This is a genomic window from Streptomyces yerevanensis, from assembly GCF_000716805.1.
In the GTDB taxonomy this organism is placed as follows: domain Bacteria; phylum Actinomycetota; class Actinomycetes; order Streptomycetales; family Streptomycetaceae; genus Streptomyces; species Streptomyces flaveus.
In genome coordinates, this window is the sequence record NZ_JNWJ01000108.1 from 1 (window position 1) to 15,524 (window position 15,524).

Annotated in this window: 12 protein-coding genes; 4 read left to right on the plus strand and 8 right to left on the minus strand. The window is 68.2% G+C overall.

Annotation, left to right across the window (positions count from 1 at the left end):
* Nucleotides 1-256: 256 nt before the first annotated feature.
* The gene (locus OP79_RS46665) at nucleotides 257-1,162 is read left to right on the plus strand and encodes a hypothetical protein (protein ID WP_033329293.1); all 906 of its coding nucleotides are present in this window, start codon (nucleotides 257-259) and stop codon (nucleotides 1,160-1,162) included.
* Nucleotides 1,163-1,238: 76 nt separating this feature from the next.
* Here the strand turns inward: OP79_RS46665 and OP79_RS46670 are convergent, their stop codons facing one another.
* Nucleotides 1,239-1,490, minus strand: coding sequence for a hypothetical protein (locus OP79_RS46670; RefSeq protein WP_033329294.1), 252 nt, complete (start codon nucleotides 1,488-1,490; stop codon nucleotides 1,239-1,241).
* Nucleotides 1,491-1,927: 437 nt separating this feature from the next.
* Between OP79_RS46670 and OP79_RS46675 the strand changes: the two genes are divergently transcribed.
* Nucleotides 1,928-2,893 carry a pentapeptide repeat-containing protein gene (locus tag OP79_RS46675; protein ID WP_245685708.1) on the plus strand — a complete coding sequence of 322 codons (966 nt, stop codon included), beginning with the start codon at nucleotides 1,928-1,930 and terminating at the stop codon, nucleotides 2,891-2,893.
* A 290-nt stretch (nucleotides 2,894-3,183) separates the two neighbouring features.
* Nucleotides 3,184-6,369, plus strand: coding sequence for a hypothetical protein (locus OP79_RS50905; protein WP_051745758.1), 3,186 nt, complete (start codon nucleotides 3,184-3,186; stop codon nucleotides 6,367-6,369).
* Between the two features lie 111 nt (nucleotides 6,370-6,480).
* Here OP79_RS50905 and OP79_RS56260 read toward each other — a convergent pair whose 3' ends face one another.
* From OP79_RS56260 to OP79_RS46720, 7 genes are all read right to left on the minus strand, one after another.
* Nucleotides 6,481-6,639, minus strand: coding sequence for a hypothetical protein (locus OP79_RS56260; protein WP_169786264.1), 159 nt, complete (start codon nucleotides 6,637-6,639; stop codon nucleotides 6,481-6,483).
* A 364-nt stretch (nucleotides 6,640-7,003) separates the two neighbouring features.
* Entirely contained in the window at nucleotides 7,004-8,506 is a 1,503-nt protein-coding gene (locus OP79_RS46690; RefSeq protein ID WP_033329295.1) for a hypothetical protein, read from the minus strand.
* A 262-nt stretch (nucleotides 8,507-8,768) separates the two neighbouring features.
* The gene (locus OP79_RS46695; RefSeq protein ID WP_033329296.1) at nucleotides 8,769-9,041 is read right to left on the minus strand and encodes a hypothetical protein; all 273 of its coding nucleotides are present in this window, start codon (nucleotides 9,039-9,041) and stop codon (nucleotides 8,769-8,771) included.
* A gap of 23 nt (nucleotides 9,042-9,064) precedes the next feature.
* A protein-coding gene (locus tag OP79_RS46700; protein WP_425428693.1) for an IS5 family transposase occupies nucleotides 9,065-9,843 on the minus strand; the annotation gives its coding sequence in 2 pieces (ribosomal slippage) (nucleotides 9,065-9,508 and nucleotides 9,511-9,843; 777 coding nt in all).
* Between the two features lie 47 nt (nucleotides 9,844-9,890).
* The gene (locus OP79_RS46705; protein WP_033329312.1) at nucleotides 9,891-10,484 is read right to left on the minus strand and encodes a hypothetical protein; all 594 of its coding nucleotides are present in this window, start codon (nucleotides 10,482-10,484) and stop codon (nucleotides 9,891-9,893) included.
* Nucleotides 10,485-10,910: 426 nt separating this feature from the next.
* Nucleotides 10,911-11,318 carry a peptidoglycan-binding domain-containing protein gene (locus tag OP79_RS46715; RefSeq protein WP_051745764.1) on the minus strand — a complete coding sequence of 136 codons (408 nt, stop codon included), beginning with the start codon at nucleotides 11,316-11,318 and terminating at the stop codon, nucleotides 10,911-10,913.
* 126 nt (nucleotides 11,319-11,444) lie between these two features.
* Entirely contained in the window at nucleotides 11,445-11,834 is a 390-nt protein-coding gene (locus tag OP79_RS46720) for a hypothetical protein (RefSeq protein ID WP_033329299.1), read from the minus strand.
* A 228-nt stretch (nucleotides 11,835-12,062) separates the two neighbouring features.
* On the opposite strand from OP79_RS46720, the gene OP79_RS46725 reads away from it, so the two are divergent.
* Nucleotides 12,063-15,521 (plus strand): WD40 repeat domain-containing protein, encoded by a 3,459-nt coding sequence (locus tag OP79_RS46725; RefSeq protein ID WP_033329300.1) that lies wholly within the window; start codon nucleotides 12,063-12,065, stop codon nucleotides 15,519-15,521.
* The last annotated feature ends 3 nt before the right edge of the window (nucleotides 15,522-15,524 follow it).

Consider the following 15,524-nt stretch of genomic DNA (forward strand, 5'->3'; position numbering starts at 1 on the left):
GAAACGATAACGGCGATCAGCGCAAACCCGATATTGTCCCGTGACACCCGTCACGGAAGCGGCACAGCGCCGGCGCGTGGCCGGTCAGGAGGCCAGCGCTTGGGTCGGCCAAGCTTCGGAACGGACCTCGGTTGACAGGGGTTTCTGTATCTGTCCCGCGCCCTGGCTGGGCGCGGGACGCGGCAGCCCCGGGGGCAACGCAGGATGCCGTGTCTGCCTTTGGCACACTGCCTGCAGCCGTACGCAGGGGGAACACATGAGTGAGCGGGATGTCGACGCGCGGGTCGAGGAGCTGATCCGCGGGTTGCGGCGGATGGCCGCAGGGCTGTTGGAGGCGGCGGCCGAGCATCCGGATGCCGTACGGGCGCGGGAGTTGTCGGCGGCGGCCCGGGTGCTGACGAACGGCGTGCTGGCGCGCTTGGACGGGGAAGCCGTCGAGGACTCCCCGGCGCACCGGAGCGAGCCCGAGGTGCAGGACACCGTACTGCCGGCGAACAACGCGGCCTCCGAGTCCGGGACGGCGCTGGACGAGCTGGTGGAGCTGTATCTGCCGGACTACGCGCGGCGCCTGGACAAGGACCCGGTGATGTTCGACCCGGACCTGCCCTACGAGCGGTGGAACTCTCTGCACCGGGTCCGGTACGGGCGTGGCACGCCCTTCGACAACGCGCCGCTGTGGAACGACGCCGTTCCCAGCCGGGGGAAGGCGGTGGTGCGCGGCATGACCTCCAAGGCGGAGGTGCTGCGCCGCCTGCATCACAGCTACGTGATCCGGCGTGACCTGGACAGCCCGGAGGGAGAGCTGGCGGTTCAGGTGCTGGAGGGATGCAAGGCGATCCGTCGCTCCCGCGCGATCGTTGACGGCGACTTCGTCGACGAGTCGGATCTGGAGCTGAAGCTGGAGGCCCTGCAGTGGCGCGCCCTGGTGATCGCCGCCGGTCGGAATGAGCACGCCCGTGCCCAGCTCCTCACCCGGCTGCGGCAGCTGGAGGTGCTGGCCGCTGCGGTCCTGGAGTTGGACACGGCGTTCCGGCAGCGCAACAGCAACCCTTCGCTGGGCGCCCGGATCGCCGGAGCAGCACACGGTGTGAAGACGGTGCTCCGGCACTGGCCGCCGAAGATCGAGGGTGCCGTTACGGAATCAGGTCATACGACGCCGTAACCCCCCAGAGAGGCCAGCGCCTTCCGGTAATCCGAACACGCCGCTCAGAGCTCACGGAACTCCCGCGTGGGCAGTGTCACTTGCTGCGCCCACGCCAGATCCCGGCGGAGGAGCGCGTCGTCGTCGGCGATGCGGCGTCCTGGCCGCCGCTGTCGACGTGGCGGCCGACCAGCTGGCCGAGTCGGGCGACCGGCTCCAGGTCTCCGCTCCACCGGTAATCGACGGCCTCGAAGACCCGCCAGGTCTGTTCGGTCCAGTGACCGTCGTCGCACGGCTCGCTGCTGATGCCCCAGCCCGCACCGAGCCGGAGGGCCTGCCACATCTGCATGCCCTTGTTGCGGCGCGGCCGTACCGGTATGCGCCCAGTCGGCGAGGGCGGCCAGCCGACCCCGTCGACGTTAGCCGGCCTACTTCGAGTCGGCTCGGTCGGCGCTCACGGTCGGCAGCGAGGTGAATTTTGCTGGTGAGTCCGCCGCGGGGCTGCTGGACCAGGTAGGGCGCTTCCGATACGTCGGGAAGAGGCATGGTGTGCCATAACTTGGACAGATAGGTCACGGAAGGCGGCGTCAGGTACAAAATATGTACCTGACTTACTGTGCTGGATTCAGAGGCACCGGGGGATACATGAGTACGCTGCCACCGAGCGTCCCACCACCATTCGGGCCACCACCCCCACTTCCCCCACCCGACCCAGCAGTAGTTGCAGCCACCGCTCACGCCGCAGAGGAAGCGCGTGAACGCCGGATGCTGCGAACGCAATGGGCCATGGTCACCGCGACCTGCCTGCCGGGAATCGCTGCCGTCGTCGCGCTGATCTTTACTTTCGTCACCGTTCAACAGACGCAAGACACGATAGGTCTCAGCGAGCAGGGGCAGATCACCAGCCGGTACAACGACGCCGTGACCAATCTCGGCTCCGGCACCGTAGATATGCGTCTGGGGGGCATCTACGCACTCCAGCGCATCATGAACGACTCCGCCCGCGACCAGCCCACCGTCATACGGGTCCTCAGTGCCTTCATTCGTGTGCACGCCCCAGCATCAGCCAAGACGCGAGGCGTCCACCGGCAAGGGGGCCCAGCGGCGGACATCACCGCAGCCCTCGAAGTCCTCGTTACGCGGCCTCCCGGGAAAGACGGCACTGCCTTTGTAGACCTACACGGGGCGGACCTACGGACAACCAACTTCTCGGTGTTCCGGCGCGAAGACAGCAATGCACTAAACCTGTCCGAATCGGACCTCCGCTACGCGGATCTCACCGGGTCGGACCTCCGCAGCGCGGACCTCCGCGGCGCAGACCTTGAACATGCGGTCCTTAACCAGGCAAAGCTCACTGACGCGGACCTCCGTGGTGTGGACGCCTATGTCGCTGACCTTAGGGTCGCCGACCTGGCCGGCGCAGATCTCACAGACGCAGACCTTGAGTCTTCGCTCCTCGTCCGGGCGTCTCTTGAGGGCGCTGACCTCAGTGGCTCCAACCTTATGTGCGCGGACCTCCGTAACACGGCCTTCCGTCGGGCGAAGCTCCGTGGCGCAAACCTCTACGGGACTGACCTCCGCACGGCCAGCGGTCTCACCGTAGGACAGATAGTGAGCGCGCGTCCTCACCCAGAAACCTGGCTTCCAGAGCGGCTGGCCTTGAACCCACGGGTCCGAGCTCGGATTGCGGCGGCCCGCAGTAACGACATGTCGTGTCCCTTGGGTCGATCGCCTTCGTCCAGCGGCGCGTGAGGTCTCCTTGTATTCCTTCGAAGAGAGCCTCGGGTTCAGCATCGCCCTCTTCAAGACGCCACGGCTCTGTCCAGTTCCTGGAGCACGGTAGGGAAAGAAGTTACGAAGGGTTAGATCACGGCGCATGCCGTCTCTAACAGATAATCTCATCTGGCGGCCCAAGACGTCGCTGCACCGTCGGGGCGTGTGTGACTGCGCAGGCGCCAGGGGTGCTCCGGGGCGCGATGTCCGCGCCGGGGTGTGTGCCTCCTTGGGTGGATGGGTGCTGACTGTTTTCGGAGGAACTGCTGGTGGCGCAGATTGACTTCCGTCTCGTCCAGACCGCGGTCATGGGAGGCCGGGATTCGGACCAGCCGGTCATCCTGCCCGAGGAGCCGCACAATCTGGATGAGTTCCGCCGCCAGTTCGGCAAGGACGACTTCTGGTGCGGGACGCTGCTCGGTGGCTGCGGCGAGCGGCTGATGACCAAGCGCTACGAAACGAAGGTCTGTCACTTCTCACATTTCCCGGACCGCGACGGAAGCCGGACGGCTTGTCATCGCACAGCCAACGGCGTCGACAGCGCCGATCACCTGTTCATCAAGGCGCACGTGACGCAGTGGCTAGCGGGCCAGGGGCACGCAGCACAGGCCGAGTTGTGCAGCCTCGGGCACGGCCCCGGGGATGCCGTGGACTTCGTGCTGCGTGCCACGAATCAACGCCTGCGCTTCGAGCTGCGGCCCAACGACTACCGCAGCTGGCGTGGAGCGGCGGACAGCCTGGCCGCCAAGGAAGGGCACGTCGAGTGGGTCTTCGGGCTGGAGAGCGCCATCACCCGGGATATGACGGCCCGCTACGGCTACGCCCTGCGGGTGCGGTGCGAAACCGATGGCAACAGCCGCCGGGTTCTGATCGGCACCGTCACCGAGAACCGCCCCGTCGCCTGGTCCCCGCTCGAGCAGTGCCGGATGACCGGCGACGGCCTCATCACCCCCGACCTCGACGAACTGCGTAACCGCGGGCTGATCCGCGAGGGCGCCGCGCGCCACGACGCCGTGGCCGGCAGCCTGCCGCTGCGCGGCGCCGAGATCGTCTTCGCGATCGACGGCGAGGCCCGGCCGGACACCGACTCGCCCCTCGTGGAGAGCGGCCGGTACCTGATATCCGGCTTCATCAAACCGGCCGGACACCGGATCCTCAAGGCCCAGCTCTCCTTGCCCCACGACACACCCCGCCCCACCGAGCAGTACGTGTACCGGCTGGCGGGCGCGGTGCGCCTGCTGGTCACCGAAGCCGACCGGCCGGGTGAGAACACCCGCTGGGCGGTGCGCGCGGACAGCCTCATCCAGCTCAAGGGCCTGGACGCGGAACGTACCGGCCTGTGGCGTCCCCCCGTCGCCTTGGACGAGCCCCTGCCCGCGCCGAAGCCCGCCATGCGGCCCGCCCCGGCCCCCACCGTTCCGGTGCAGTCCCAGGGCAGCCGCACCGCCACACTGTTGCGGCGGGCTCTCGAAGACGTGGCGCGGGAGGGAGCCACCACCACGTGGAATCAGCTGGCCGAGCGGATCGGCCTGGATCTCGCGCACCTGCCCGATCCCAAGCGCAGGGACCTCCTCGTGGAGGTCGACAAGCCGCGAGATCGGAACCGGTCGCTGTTGTGCGTCCTGGTCCGCGCGCCCTCCGGCCGTCCCCTGTCCTATCTCGCCACCGTACTGCGCCTGCTCCAAGCCGCCGCCCCGGCCTCGGAGTCCGCGCTGTACCGGTGGAGCGACGAGCAGATCCGCGCTGCGCATACGGAGTACGGCCACCGCACTCCTCCCCTACCGGCATCGGCTGCCATTGCGGAGGCGCCCCGCCCCGCGGAAGCGCGGGCCGCCCAGGAACAACTGACCCTCCTCAAGGCCCAGTTGGCTGTGGGCCGTGCCACGTTGCCCCACGCCACCGGCCGTCGCGCCGCCCGCCTGACCACCACGGTCAAGGACGGCGAACAGCACCAACGGCTCTACGAGACTGTCCGGCAACGCAGGCAGGAGCTGCGCGCGTGGCAACGCGAGAGCGAGCGGCTCCTGGACGACCTCGACCGCCTCATTGGCCACCCTCTGCCAGCGCCTGCTCCTCTGAAGAAGAGCACGCCCGCCGTCCCGCCCGCCGCCGCGAAGAGCCCCGTCTCGCCGGGGAAGGACCAGCGCACGTTCCGGGCGCAGGCGACAGCAGACATCGCCCGTCTGACGCAGCTGTTCAAGCAGGCCCGTGATGCCGACGACCTGAACGAGGCCAGACGGATCCGCAAGGAAGTCTCACAGATCGCCACGGATCGCCTGTCCAGTGAGCCACGGCAGAACCTCCTACTGCTCCGCACCGACCTGCAGACCTGGATCAACAGCCGTGAAGCAGCAGCCGCCCACGCTGCTCTGCGCACCTTGTTCGCCGACCTCGCGACGGCCGGCCCCGCCCCCACGTCTCTCGCCCTGCGCAGTGCCCTGGCCCACTCGAAGATTCTCAAACGACGCTGCCCCGGCCCCCTGCCGCAGGACCTCCACACGGCGCTCACCCGCCTGGAAGCCCAGGTCAACGGCGAATCGGTGACTCCAGACGACGGAGCCCCGTCGGCGACCTACCCGTCACCCAGCGGCGCGCCGCCTTCCGAGTCTGCCGCTTTCGCAGAAGCCCGAGCGGAGTTCGCCTGGCTCGTGAAGGAGATCCGTGCCGCGCAGGAGGCCGGCGACCTGGCTGCGGTCCAGACCGCGCGCCACTTGGCCGGACCCATCTACGGCCGGCGCCTGTCGCCCGAAGACCGTGCCACCTACACGCCGTTGATGCGCGAGGTGAAAGCGTGGTGCCAGGAACAGGATCCGAACACGGACCCGATCCTGCGCCGTATCCGTCAAGTCCTCGCCGAACTCGGCCGTGCCGGCAACGGCCTGGCCACCGAGCAACTCGCCGCATTCCTCGACGAGATCAGCTCGCTGCGCCGTCAGTTGGACCGGCGCCTACCGGTGCTCGAAGAGGTTCAGGTCAAGCGGTGGAAGCGCCAGCTCAAGGCTTGCACCTCGAGCGCGCCGCGTCGTGCCGCACCGCGCGCGGCGGACCCGGTCACGGCCGTCCCCGGTCCCAAGGCCACCGCACCGTCTCCCCCGGACCGTCTGCCGATCGAGACCATCGACAAGCTGGCCGCCATCGCCCGGGACGTCCTCAAGGACGCGGCGCGCAGCGGCGGCTCACTTCTGACGTGGGGTGACCTGCGGCTGCGGATGGCGGGCGGGCTGCCCCACCTGCACCCGGACGACCAAGGCGAACTCCTGGTCGCCGTCGACCGGGAGACACCGGTCGGTGAACCGCTGCTGTCCACACTCGTCGCGAGCTCGGACGCCTCGCTGCACTGGCTCTACCGCCACGTCCGCTTCAGCCTCGGCCGCGAACGCATACCCGAACCAGACCTTCCCGCCCACTGGGCCACCGAAGTCCTGCGCCTGCGCCAAACCTGGCGCCACCACTGACCTGCCGCACTCAGCGAACAGCGTCCGGGCCCAGCCGGCCCGCCGTTCAGCTCGGTCGCGGACACCCGCAGGCCCCGGCTCGCTGCACTGGTTCGCCACGACTGCACGCGGCTACGGGTAGACACCGAGCTCGTAGTGGCACACCCCGGCGTACACGGTCACGGTGCCGTCGTCGTGAATCTCGCCCCAGGGGCGCTCCGGGAGTGAGATGTCCAGGAAGCTGCCGGAGCAGCCCTCGCAGCAGTCGAAATGGTCCTGCCACGCTGTCACGTCCGCTTCGGTGCGAGGGTTGCGCATCGTATGGACGTCGTGACCGCTGCACTCGTCGTTCGGGCACGGTGCGCCGTGGCCACAGTCCGCAGCGCCGCACGGGCAGGGACGGTCGCACCCGGCCGGTTCCCAGTCCTGGGTGATCACGGCGCGCTCTCGGGGTGACCTTCGATCCGCTGTCAGGGCTGCCACGACGTCCTGCCGGGACGCCCCGGTCGCTTTCTGCACGGCGTCCGTGAGCGCGACCACGTTGCCGAGGTCGGGATCAGTGCCCGAAAGCCATACGGTCGGTGAGCCGGACAAGTCGGCCTCGTTGCGGTACAGCCTCGCGAAGAACGAACGCGTCCCCGTGTCGTATCCCCAGTCACTGCCCCGTTCCCAGCCGCGAAGCGGCAGAGCGAGGGTGAAGTCCTCGACGATTCGCTGCCCTTGTGGCACGTAGAGCGCGGTCATACGGTGCCAGCGGCAATGCGCCAGATCGCCGTGGACAATGGCGGTGCAGGCGTCGTTGAGGGCCGGATTCCCTCGGCAGCGCCGCTTGGTGCGATGGGCACGGCAATACGTCTGCGTCGCCTCGATGAGCTGGTCGCACTGCCGTCCCCCCCGTGTCGCTGGGTGCCATACAGCGCTGGCGGTGCGCGGCGGCGGGGTGGCGATTGGCCAGCGTGCCGACGGCCCGCTGCTGTTCGATCTCGCGGTGGATCCGGGCCACGCTCTCATTGCGCGCCGCTCCCTGCAGCGGGTAGACGGTGCCTTTCGTCGTCAGCAGGTTCGTGAAGGTGTCCGGGGCGAGTTGCGGCTCCAGCATCAGTTCGCAGTCATCAGAAATGGGCTGGAAGAACCAGCGCTCCTCCGCGTCATGGATGGCGCGGATGCCGCGGTGAGCCTCGGTCCGGGACGCTGTCTTCGCCCGTTCCCGCAGTCCCTGGGCGCCCGCCAAGGTGGTGAGGTCCAGACGCGCCGCACGAGATGCGCCGCCGCCGACCACATGACGGGCGGCATACAGCGTGTCCACCGTCTTCGCGGCCAGCACGCCGACGTCCACCACGTCGCCGTAGGTCCGCAGGCATCGGTAGTCGCCGTCGAAGAGATTGTGGCCGATGATCAGGTCGACCTCTCCGGCCACGGCACGGAGGTCCGAGAGATTCTGATCTCGGAACGTGTGAAAGGCTATTTGCCGCCAGAATTCCTGTCCCGGCATGTCGGCGGCGTCCTGTCTTTCCATCACCAAGAAGCCGACGACGTCGATATCCCAACGCTCGGGCAGGCTCCGGCCCTCTACCCGCGCATAGTCCACATCCAGCACTCCCACCGTGCGGGGAGATCCTGGGAGCAGCCGCCGTACCGCAGGCGTGCGATAAACGGGCGCGTGGCCATACCTGTCGGCGTCCACGACGCTCGGGTCCGGCGCCACAATCGGAGTCCACGCCTCCAAGTCCTCCGCGCTGGCATAAGCGCCGTCACTTCCTCCGTGCGTACACACCGAGTGCGCCACATAGAAGGCGAATCCCCGTCGCCGCAGATCCAACGCGCCTGAATCATCGGCGAGTTGACTCTCGGAAAACACCCAAAGGTAGACCGGAACGGCCAGGTCGGACCGCAGGTACCACCCCGCTTGGAGCGGCGCCCGAGGGAAATCGACCTGCGGGACGAAATCGGATGAGTATCCGTCGGGAGGCTGCGCCGTGAACTCCAAGAACGGCTGGCCAGATTCCCGCCCCGCGTCGATCAACGCCTGAAAGGTCCACCCACGCGACGGCACCCGCGGGCCACCGAGCTTGATCACGGAGGGCAGTTGCTCGTGCGGGGCAACCTCGCCAGTGCGCCGGGCCCGCGACGACGGCTTCTTCTTCCTCTTCTTCGGCATACGCCGGACAGTAGCCACCCCCTCCGACAACGGCCGCGCCCCAAGACGACCTACCCGAAGGCCCATTGATCTTCCCGGCGCCGGACGAGGACCGCGATCATCGCGGTGACGGCTTTCGGTAGCCCGGTGAGCCGAGTGCGCAGTCGTGTCATAGGGAACATCGTCGGGGCATGGCGCGGCCGGGGCATGAGTCGCGGTACTCAGCTGTGGTGCGCAGGAAATCCATGGGGCCGGTGGGTTCCGAGTCCCGGCCGCGCACCGGTCAGACGACCCGGTGCAGGGCCTGTCCGCCCCAGAACTCGACACCGGCGTACCGGGTCTCCCGGGCCGGGACCTTCGCCGCGAACCACGCGGCCGGCAGCCGGTAGCGCTGGTTGTCCCAGTCCGACGCCTTCGGGCTGGCATCCGTGCCACCAACAGGATCCGGAAAGTCTGTGTGACGCCGCCTCCAGTTGCTTACAGCAGCACGACCGACCCTGGCGAGCCGTGCAACGCCTGCAAGGCTGAGCGTGACCGGCTCGTCGTGCTGCTGCATGGTCTCTCGCCTTAGACGTCGTCTCATTTGGTGAGTCGGCGGTAGCAAATGAGGGTGCAGGCGAGGAAGTGTTCGGCCTTGCGCTCGTAACGGCAGTGGAGCCGACGGCAGCCGGCGAGCCAGGCCATGGTGCGCTCAATCGTCCAGCGGTGGCGGCCCAGCCGGGTGGAGGATTCGATCCCCTTGCGTGCGATGCGGTGGGTGATGCCGCGCTTGCGCAGCCATCGACGCAGGTGGTCATAGTCGTAGCCCTTGTCGGCGTGCAGCTTGGCGGGCTTGCGTCGGCGTGGGCCGCGGCGGGAGCGGATCGGCGGGATCCCGCGTACCAGGGGCCGCAGGGCCTGGCTGTCGTGCAGGTTCGCGCCGGAGATGCCGACGGAGATGGGCAGACCGGTCCGCTCGGTGATCAGGTGGACCTTCGAGCCTTTCTTGCCCCGGTCGACAGGATTCGGACCCGTCAGGTCCCCCCTTTCAGGGCCCGCATGTTCACCGAGTCGATCGCACACCTCGACCAGTCCAGGTCTCCGCGAGCGCCGGGTTCGTCCAGCACCAGGCGGTGCAGCTTGGCCCAGACCCGGGCCCGGCTCCACTCGCTGAACCGGCGGTGCGCGGTCGGACCCGACGGGCCGAAGGACGGCGGCAACTGCTTCCACGTGCACCCTGACGTGGCCACGAACACGATCGCGGCCGGCACCTCGCGATCCCCATACCGCCGCCGGCCACCACCTTGAGGCCGTGTCGGGGCCGGAGGCACCACCCGCGCGAATAACTCCCACAGCTCATCCGGCACCAGACGCTCCACGATGTCCACGACCGCAGACTATCGGACACGCCAAATGAGATGTCCTCTTAGACGCAGGGGATTACGTAGCGGACGGGGTTCCAGTCGGCGTAGAGGTCCGAGCTGTACGCCCGCGGTGTCTTGTATTCCAAGGTGCCGTTGGGCTTGTACATTCGGGCCCGGCGGCTCTCCAGGTTGCGGGTCTGGTCGTTGATCCAGGAACCGCCCCTGCCCCAGGTGGACACGTAGTACTTCGTGTTGCACTGGCGCATCTTGATCCAGGTCCCCCTGAACTCCTTGCGCTGGAAGGCACAGAAGTTCCCAGACACCCCCGGAACACCCGGGCAGGGGTCGGCTGCGATGCGCATCCCGTTGCCCGAGGCGAAGTCGCGCGGGTGGGCCTCGCCCGGCAGGGCGACGAGGACCTCGCCCTTGCCGTTGAGGTCGATCTTGTTGAGCGCGACCTGGGTCCCGCCCATCTTCTTCAGGTAGCGGTCCACGTCCGCCTGCAGCGCCGTGGTCTGCGCACTGGTCAGGTGCGCGGACTCGGCCTGCTGGGCGAAGCTCGAGGCCGTCGACGCCGCCGGTCCTGCGTCGGCCGTGCCCACGCCCGTGACGAGCATGAGCAACCCGCCTGCCGCCGCGATACCGGTCTTGTGCATGTGCCGCATATCTCTCCTTCGACTCACGGGCACGGTTTGTGCCCACGGCCGCACGCCACCGGATCCCGGGGCGTGCCGTTCAGTTGGTTCGGCATCGAGTTCACCGGGCTGGGGGTTGTTGCACAGCCGTGTCCCCGGCGTGAAACAAAGCAGGTCACAAGCCCGGGTTGGCGAGATGGTGTCTTTCGCGGTGGTGGGGCGGGTGTTGGGATGAGACGCCGCTACGGGCCAAGGACGTCTGCAAAGCCCTCGGCCACGAACTACTGCCGAAGAACGTCGAAGGCACCCGCGCCAAGCTGAAACGCCTGGTCAAACTCGGGATCCTCACCGAGGCCGACAGCGGCAACTTCGCCAGGAAGCAATAGCCGACAGAACCTCCACCAGCGGCCTTGCTCCCACCTCAGCCAGAAACGGACATCACCCCGGTCAGGCGCCCGGCGTGCGGAGGTAGTACCAGGTGTTCGGGCCGACCTTGCCGTCCCGGGCGATGCCTTTGCGGCCCTGGAAGGTCTTCACGGCGCGCTCGGTGTCGGCGCCGAAGCTGCCGTCGACGCCCGACGATCCGATGGACACGCCGTGGAACCTCAGCAGCGCCTGGATCTCTCGTACCTTGTCGCCCCGGTCCCCTCGGTCGCTGTACGGGTTGAGGACCTCGTAGCCGCAGTACCAGCCGATGAAGTCCCTGAGCTGGCACCCCGCCGCGGCGGCCGAGACGGACGCCTCCTGGGCCGTGGCACCGGCCGGAGCCGCGGACGCGCTCGTGGCGCCGGCGAACAGGCCGGAGAGCAGGGCACCCGCCGTGAGTAAGCCGGCGGCCTTGGTGCGAACGTGCATGGAAATTCCCCCTGTACGTGAAGTTTGGCGCCCTCGCGGACGGACCACACAGGCCCCTCGACCGATGAGCGATATCTTGCTACTTCCAGTCGCTGCAGAGCCTGTCGTACTTGCCGAACGCGGTCGTCACCACTCCTTCCAGCCGGAGCAGGTGTTCGGCCCCCAGTCCTCGATGCAGACCCTGATCGAGCCGCCGTACGGCGCGTTGAAGTCGTTGCTGAACGAGTAGCTGTAGCTGTTCCCGCAGGCAGTTGCCGGGGCGAACTTGCGGTTGCCGAGCGGATTGAAGCGGTACTCGGCATAGACACGGTGCCCGTCGCACTTGTTGTCCCACACGGTGACCCGATAGCGCCTGAACTCAATGTTATAGATGCAGGCCCCGGCAGGATTCCCCGAGACCTGTGCGCAGGCGAGCGTGCTCGCCGCCTGGGCTTGGGTGACCGGTCCGGCCAGCACGAGGCCGGCTGCCATCGCCGCCGTGGCACCGGCAGCGGTCAGCGCCTTGCGTACCTTCATGGTGTTCCCCCTGCTTGGTTGAGCGGCACGGCGGTCTGCCCGGAGCCGTGCCGGCGTACAACATCGAGTTCACCGGAGTTCGGGTTGTTGCACAGCCGGGTCCCGGGCGTGAAACAAAGCAGGTCACAAGCCCGGGTTGGCGAGATGGCGTCTTTCACGCTGGTGGGGCGCGTGTTGGGATGAGACGCCGCTGCTGGTCACGGGGGCGGCACGGGGGAGGGAAGCGCTATGGGGCGTCCGGAGGCGGACCTCGATCCGGGGCGGGGGCCGGTGCAGCGGTTTGCGTTCGAGTTGCGCAAGCTGCGTCAGGAAGCGGGCGGCATCACCTACCGGCAGATGGCCCGGCAGGTGGAGGTCTCGGTGGCCGGGCTGATACCGGCGCTGCGCCTGCACGGCGCGGGTGAGGTGTCCGCGATCCGGATCCTCACGCCGGGCGACCGTCCTTCGCGGACTCATGCCCAGGCGCTGCGGCCGGCCGCCGGGGACGGCGACACCGTCATCGTCGTCGACCAGTTCGAGGAGGTCTTCACCCTCTGCCACGACTCGGCGGAGCGCGCCGAGTTCATCGACAGGCTGCTCACCGCCCGGGAACCAGTCAGCCGGCTGCGGGTCGTCATCGCCGTACGGGCGGACTTCTACGGCCGCCTCGCCGAACACCGCGTCCTGGCCGACGTGGTGTCCGACTCCGGTCTGCTGGTCGGGCCGATGAGCCCGGCCGAGCTGCGCGAGGCGGTCGTCAAGCCCGCGCAGACGGCCGGGCTCATCGTCGAGCGCGAGCTGACCGCCCGTCTGGTCCGCGAGGTAGAGGGCGAACCGGGCGGACTGCCGCTGATGTCGCACGTCCTGCACGAAACCTGGCGGCGGCGCCGGGGACGGGCGTTGACCGTGGAGGCGTACGAGGCGGCGGGCGGTCTGCACGGCGCGATCGCGCAGACCGCCGAGGACGTCCACACCGGGCTGTCCGCGGCGCAGGCGGAGCTGGCCCGGATGGTGCTGCTCCGGCTGATCTCCCCGGGGGAGGGTTCCCCGGACACCCGCCGCCCGGCCGCCCGCAGCGAACTCGACCTGGCCGAGCACCGCGACGACGTCGCCGTGGTCCTCGACCGGCTGGCCCGCGCCCGTCTGATCACCCTCGGTGAGGACACCGTTGACCTCGCTCACGAGGCCCTGATCACCGGCTGGCCCCGGCTGCGCGGCTGGATTGAGCAGGACCGCGAGCGCCTGCGTGCCCATCGGCGCCTCACCGAGGCCGCCCAGGCCTGGGACGATCTCGGCCGCGATCCCGGTGCCCTCTACCGGGGCACCCGCCTGGATTCCGCCGACGAGTTCTTCGCCGCCGCGGAGCACGAGGCCGCCCTCACATCGCTGGAACGTTCCTTCCTGGACGCCGCCCGCACCGCCCGTACCCGCAGCCGCCGTCGTCGTCATTCCCTTGCCGCTGCTCTGGCCACACTGCTGGTCCTCGCCCTTGTCGCCGGTGTCGTCGCCTGGCAACAGAGCCGCACGAGCGACCGGCGGCGGGTGGAGGCGGAGGCCCGGCGGATCGCGGCCGTCGCGGAGAACATGCGGTTCTCGGATCCGATGAAGGCTAGGCGGCTGAGTGTGGCGGCTTGGCGACTGGCGGAGACGGTGGAGACGAAGTCGGCGTTGATGGGGTCGATGGCGCAGAAGGAAGAGGACGTCTCCGCCCTCCCCGAAGCGGTCTTCGACGGAAACGGAACCCGATTTGAACTTGCCGCGGATGGCCGGACTCTGATCACCGTCACGTCGAAGAGGCTGGAGACATGGGACGTGATCACCCACCGCCGGACGCGTTCCGACGTGGGAGTCGGCAAACTGCTTGGCGAGGACGAGTCGGCCGTGGTCAGTCCGGACGGCCAGACACTCGCGCTGGAGCAAGAAGACGGAGTGCGGCTGTGGGACGTACGCACCGGGCGGGTGACTGGGATGCTCCCGGTAGACGATCCAGTGGTCGCGATGTTCGGCGCCAGCGGCCACACCCTCGTCGTTGACGAGTTCGCGACCGAGGTCACGCAGGTGTGGGATCTGCAGCGACGGCGCCTGCTCATGGGGCTTCCGTGGAGGAAAGACGAGGTGCGGAACCTGGCCGTCAGCGCTGATGACCAGTGGCTGGGGCTGTGCACGAGCACTGGGCTGCTGGAGATCTGGAAGATCAGCGAACGGCGCAAGCTCTCCTTTCCCCAGTCGGCCAACTTCAAGGGAAACTGCCGGGCCGACAGCCTGGCTTTCACTCCAGATAGCCGAAAGATCGCATTTCTCACCGCCAAGGGCGTCAGCGTCTTCGACTTCCACTCCGGCGAGGAGTCCGCCCAGCTGAAAGGCGCGGGCCTGAAAGGCATCCGGGTCGGCGCAGAATTCATCGCGGCCACAAGCACTCATGAGATTCTGCTGTGGCGGCTCTCGGCCCCCGACGCACCGGTCTTCCGTCACTTTCTGATCAATGAGACCCCCGACGAGTTCGAACTTGACCTCGCCGGAGGTGCCGTGCGGTACCTCAACGGTTACGCAACGGCAGTCAGGACGCTGAGTCTGGGACCAGCGGCGACCCGACGCTGGCAGGAACACCCCGTCCGCCAGGCAGAACTGGCCGCGGGAGGCCGGACACTTGCCACCGTTCACAGGTCGAGCGACACAGACGGTTTCCAACTGCTGAGCACCCGCAGCGGGCATGTCACGTCCCCATTGCCAGGAGCACCCTGCCCCCTCGATCCGTCGGACTCCGACAAGGAACGACCGCGGGCGGAAGCACCGGACGCTGCGCCAGCGGGAAGTTGGGACGGCAACTGCGCCAATCTCATGGCGTTCAGCGCCGACGGCAGATACTTCGCCTACGGCCAGCTGTGGAGCGACACTGACGGGAACTCACCGAAACGGCAGCGGATCACGGTGTGGGACGTCACAGCACGCCGGAGGCACGCAACGGTCGACATCCCGACTGGCGGGCGGAACCAGACCGGCATCAGCGGAATGAGGCTCAGCGCCGACGGCCACACCCTGCTGCTAGTCCTTACCGGGCTGCAGGGAGAGTCCGTACAACTGTGGGACGTACGCCAGGGGAGGAAAACCAGGACGCTGACCGGCATCGGCGGAGATGAGCTGGCCCTCCGCCGTGACATGGGCAAGCTGGTGACCTCGTACGACATGGTCGCCGATCTGCCTTCCGGGCGAGTCAGTCACCGCACACTGGGCGAGGACTCAACAACCGTGCTCGCCTTCAGCCCCGACGGGGCGCACCTGGCTGTCGGCGACATACTGGGCCGAGTCACCGTCTGGGACGGAGGAACACACGAACGCCGTGGCGTACTGCCCGGAACCTACGTCGGCGCGCGCTCGGGGGACACCAACGCTGTGAGCGCGCTGGCCTTCTCCGCCGACGGTGCCACCCTGGCAGTCGCCGGCAAGTCCGGCACCATACATCTGTGGGATGTCGCGTCCGCCCGACTGCTCGGCTCCGCCCTCCCCGCCTTCGGCGACTCGTTTCTCTCGCTTGCTTTCAGTCCTGACGGCCACACGCTCTACGCCGCGGGCACCCACGTCCCGCTCCAGAAGTACGACATCGGTCCGAGCATGCTGGTCTCCCAGATCTGCGACCGCGTAAAGTCCGGACTCTCCCGCGCCGACTGGAAGAAGCACCTGCCAGGCATCCCCTACCGCGAGACGTGCTGAGTT

Bases quoted from the DNA above. Each gene is read 5' to 3' on its own strand.
- OP79_RS46665 (WP_033329293.1), top strand. From the start codon at position 257: ATGAGTGAGCGGGATGTCGACGCGCGGGTCGAGGAGCTGATCCGCGGG.
- OP79_RS46670 (WP_033329294.1), bottom strand. From the start codon at position 1,490: ATGCAGATGTGGCAGGCCCTCCGGCTCGGTGCGGGCTGGGGCATCAGC.
- OP79_RS46675 (WP_245685708.1), top strand. From the start codon at position 1,928: ATGGTCACCGCGACCTGCCTGCCGGGAATCGCTGCCGTCGTCGCGCTG.
- OP79_RS46690 (WP_033329295.1), bottom strand. From the start codon at position 8,506: ATGCCGAAGAAGAGGAAGAAGAAGCCGTCGTCGCGGGCCCGGCGCACT.
- OP79_RS46695 (WP_033329296.1), bottom strand. From the start codon at position 9,041: ATGCAGCAGCACGACGAGCCGGTCACGCTCAGCCTTGCAGGCGTTGCA.
- OP79_RS46705 (WP_033329312.1), bottom strand. From the start codon at position 10,484: ATGCACAAGACCGGTATCGCGGCGGCAGGCGGGTTGCTCATGCTCGTC.
- OP79_RS46715 (WP_051745764.1), bottom strand. From the start codon at position 11,318: ATGCACGTTCGCACCAAGGCCGCCGGCTTACTCACGGCGGGTGCCCTG.
- OP79_RS46720 (WP_033329299.1), bottom strand. From the start codon at position 11,834: ATGAAGGTACGCAAGGCGCTGACCGCTGCCGGTGCCACGGCGGCGATG.
- OP79_RS46725 (WP_033329300.1), top strand. From the start codon at position 12,063: ATGGGGCGTCCGGAGGCGGACCTCGATCCGGGGCGGGGGCCGGTGCAG.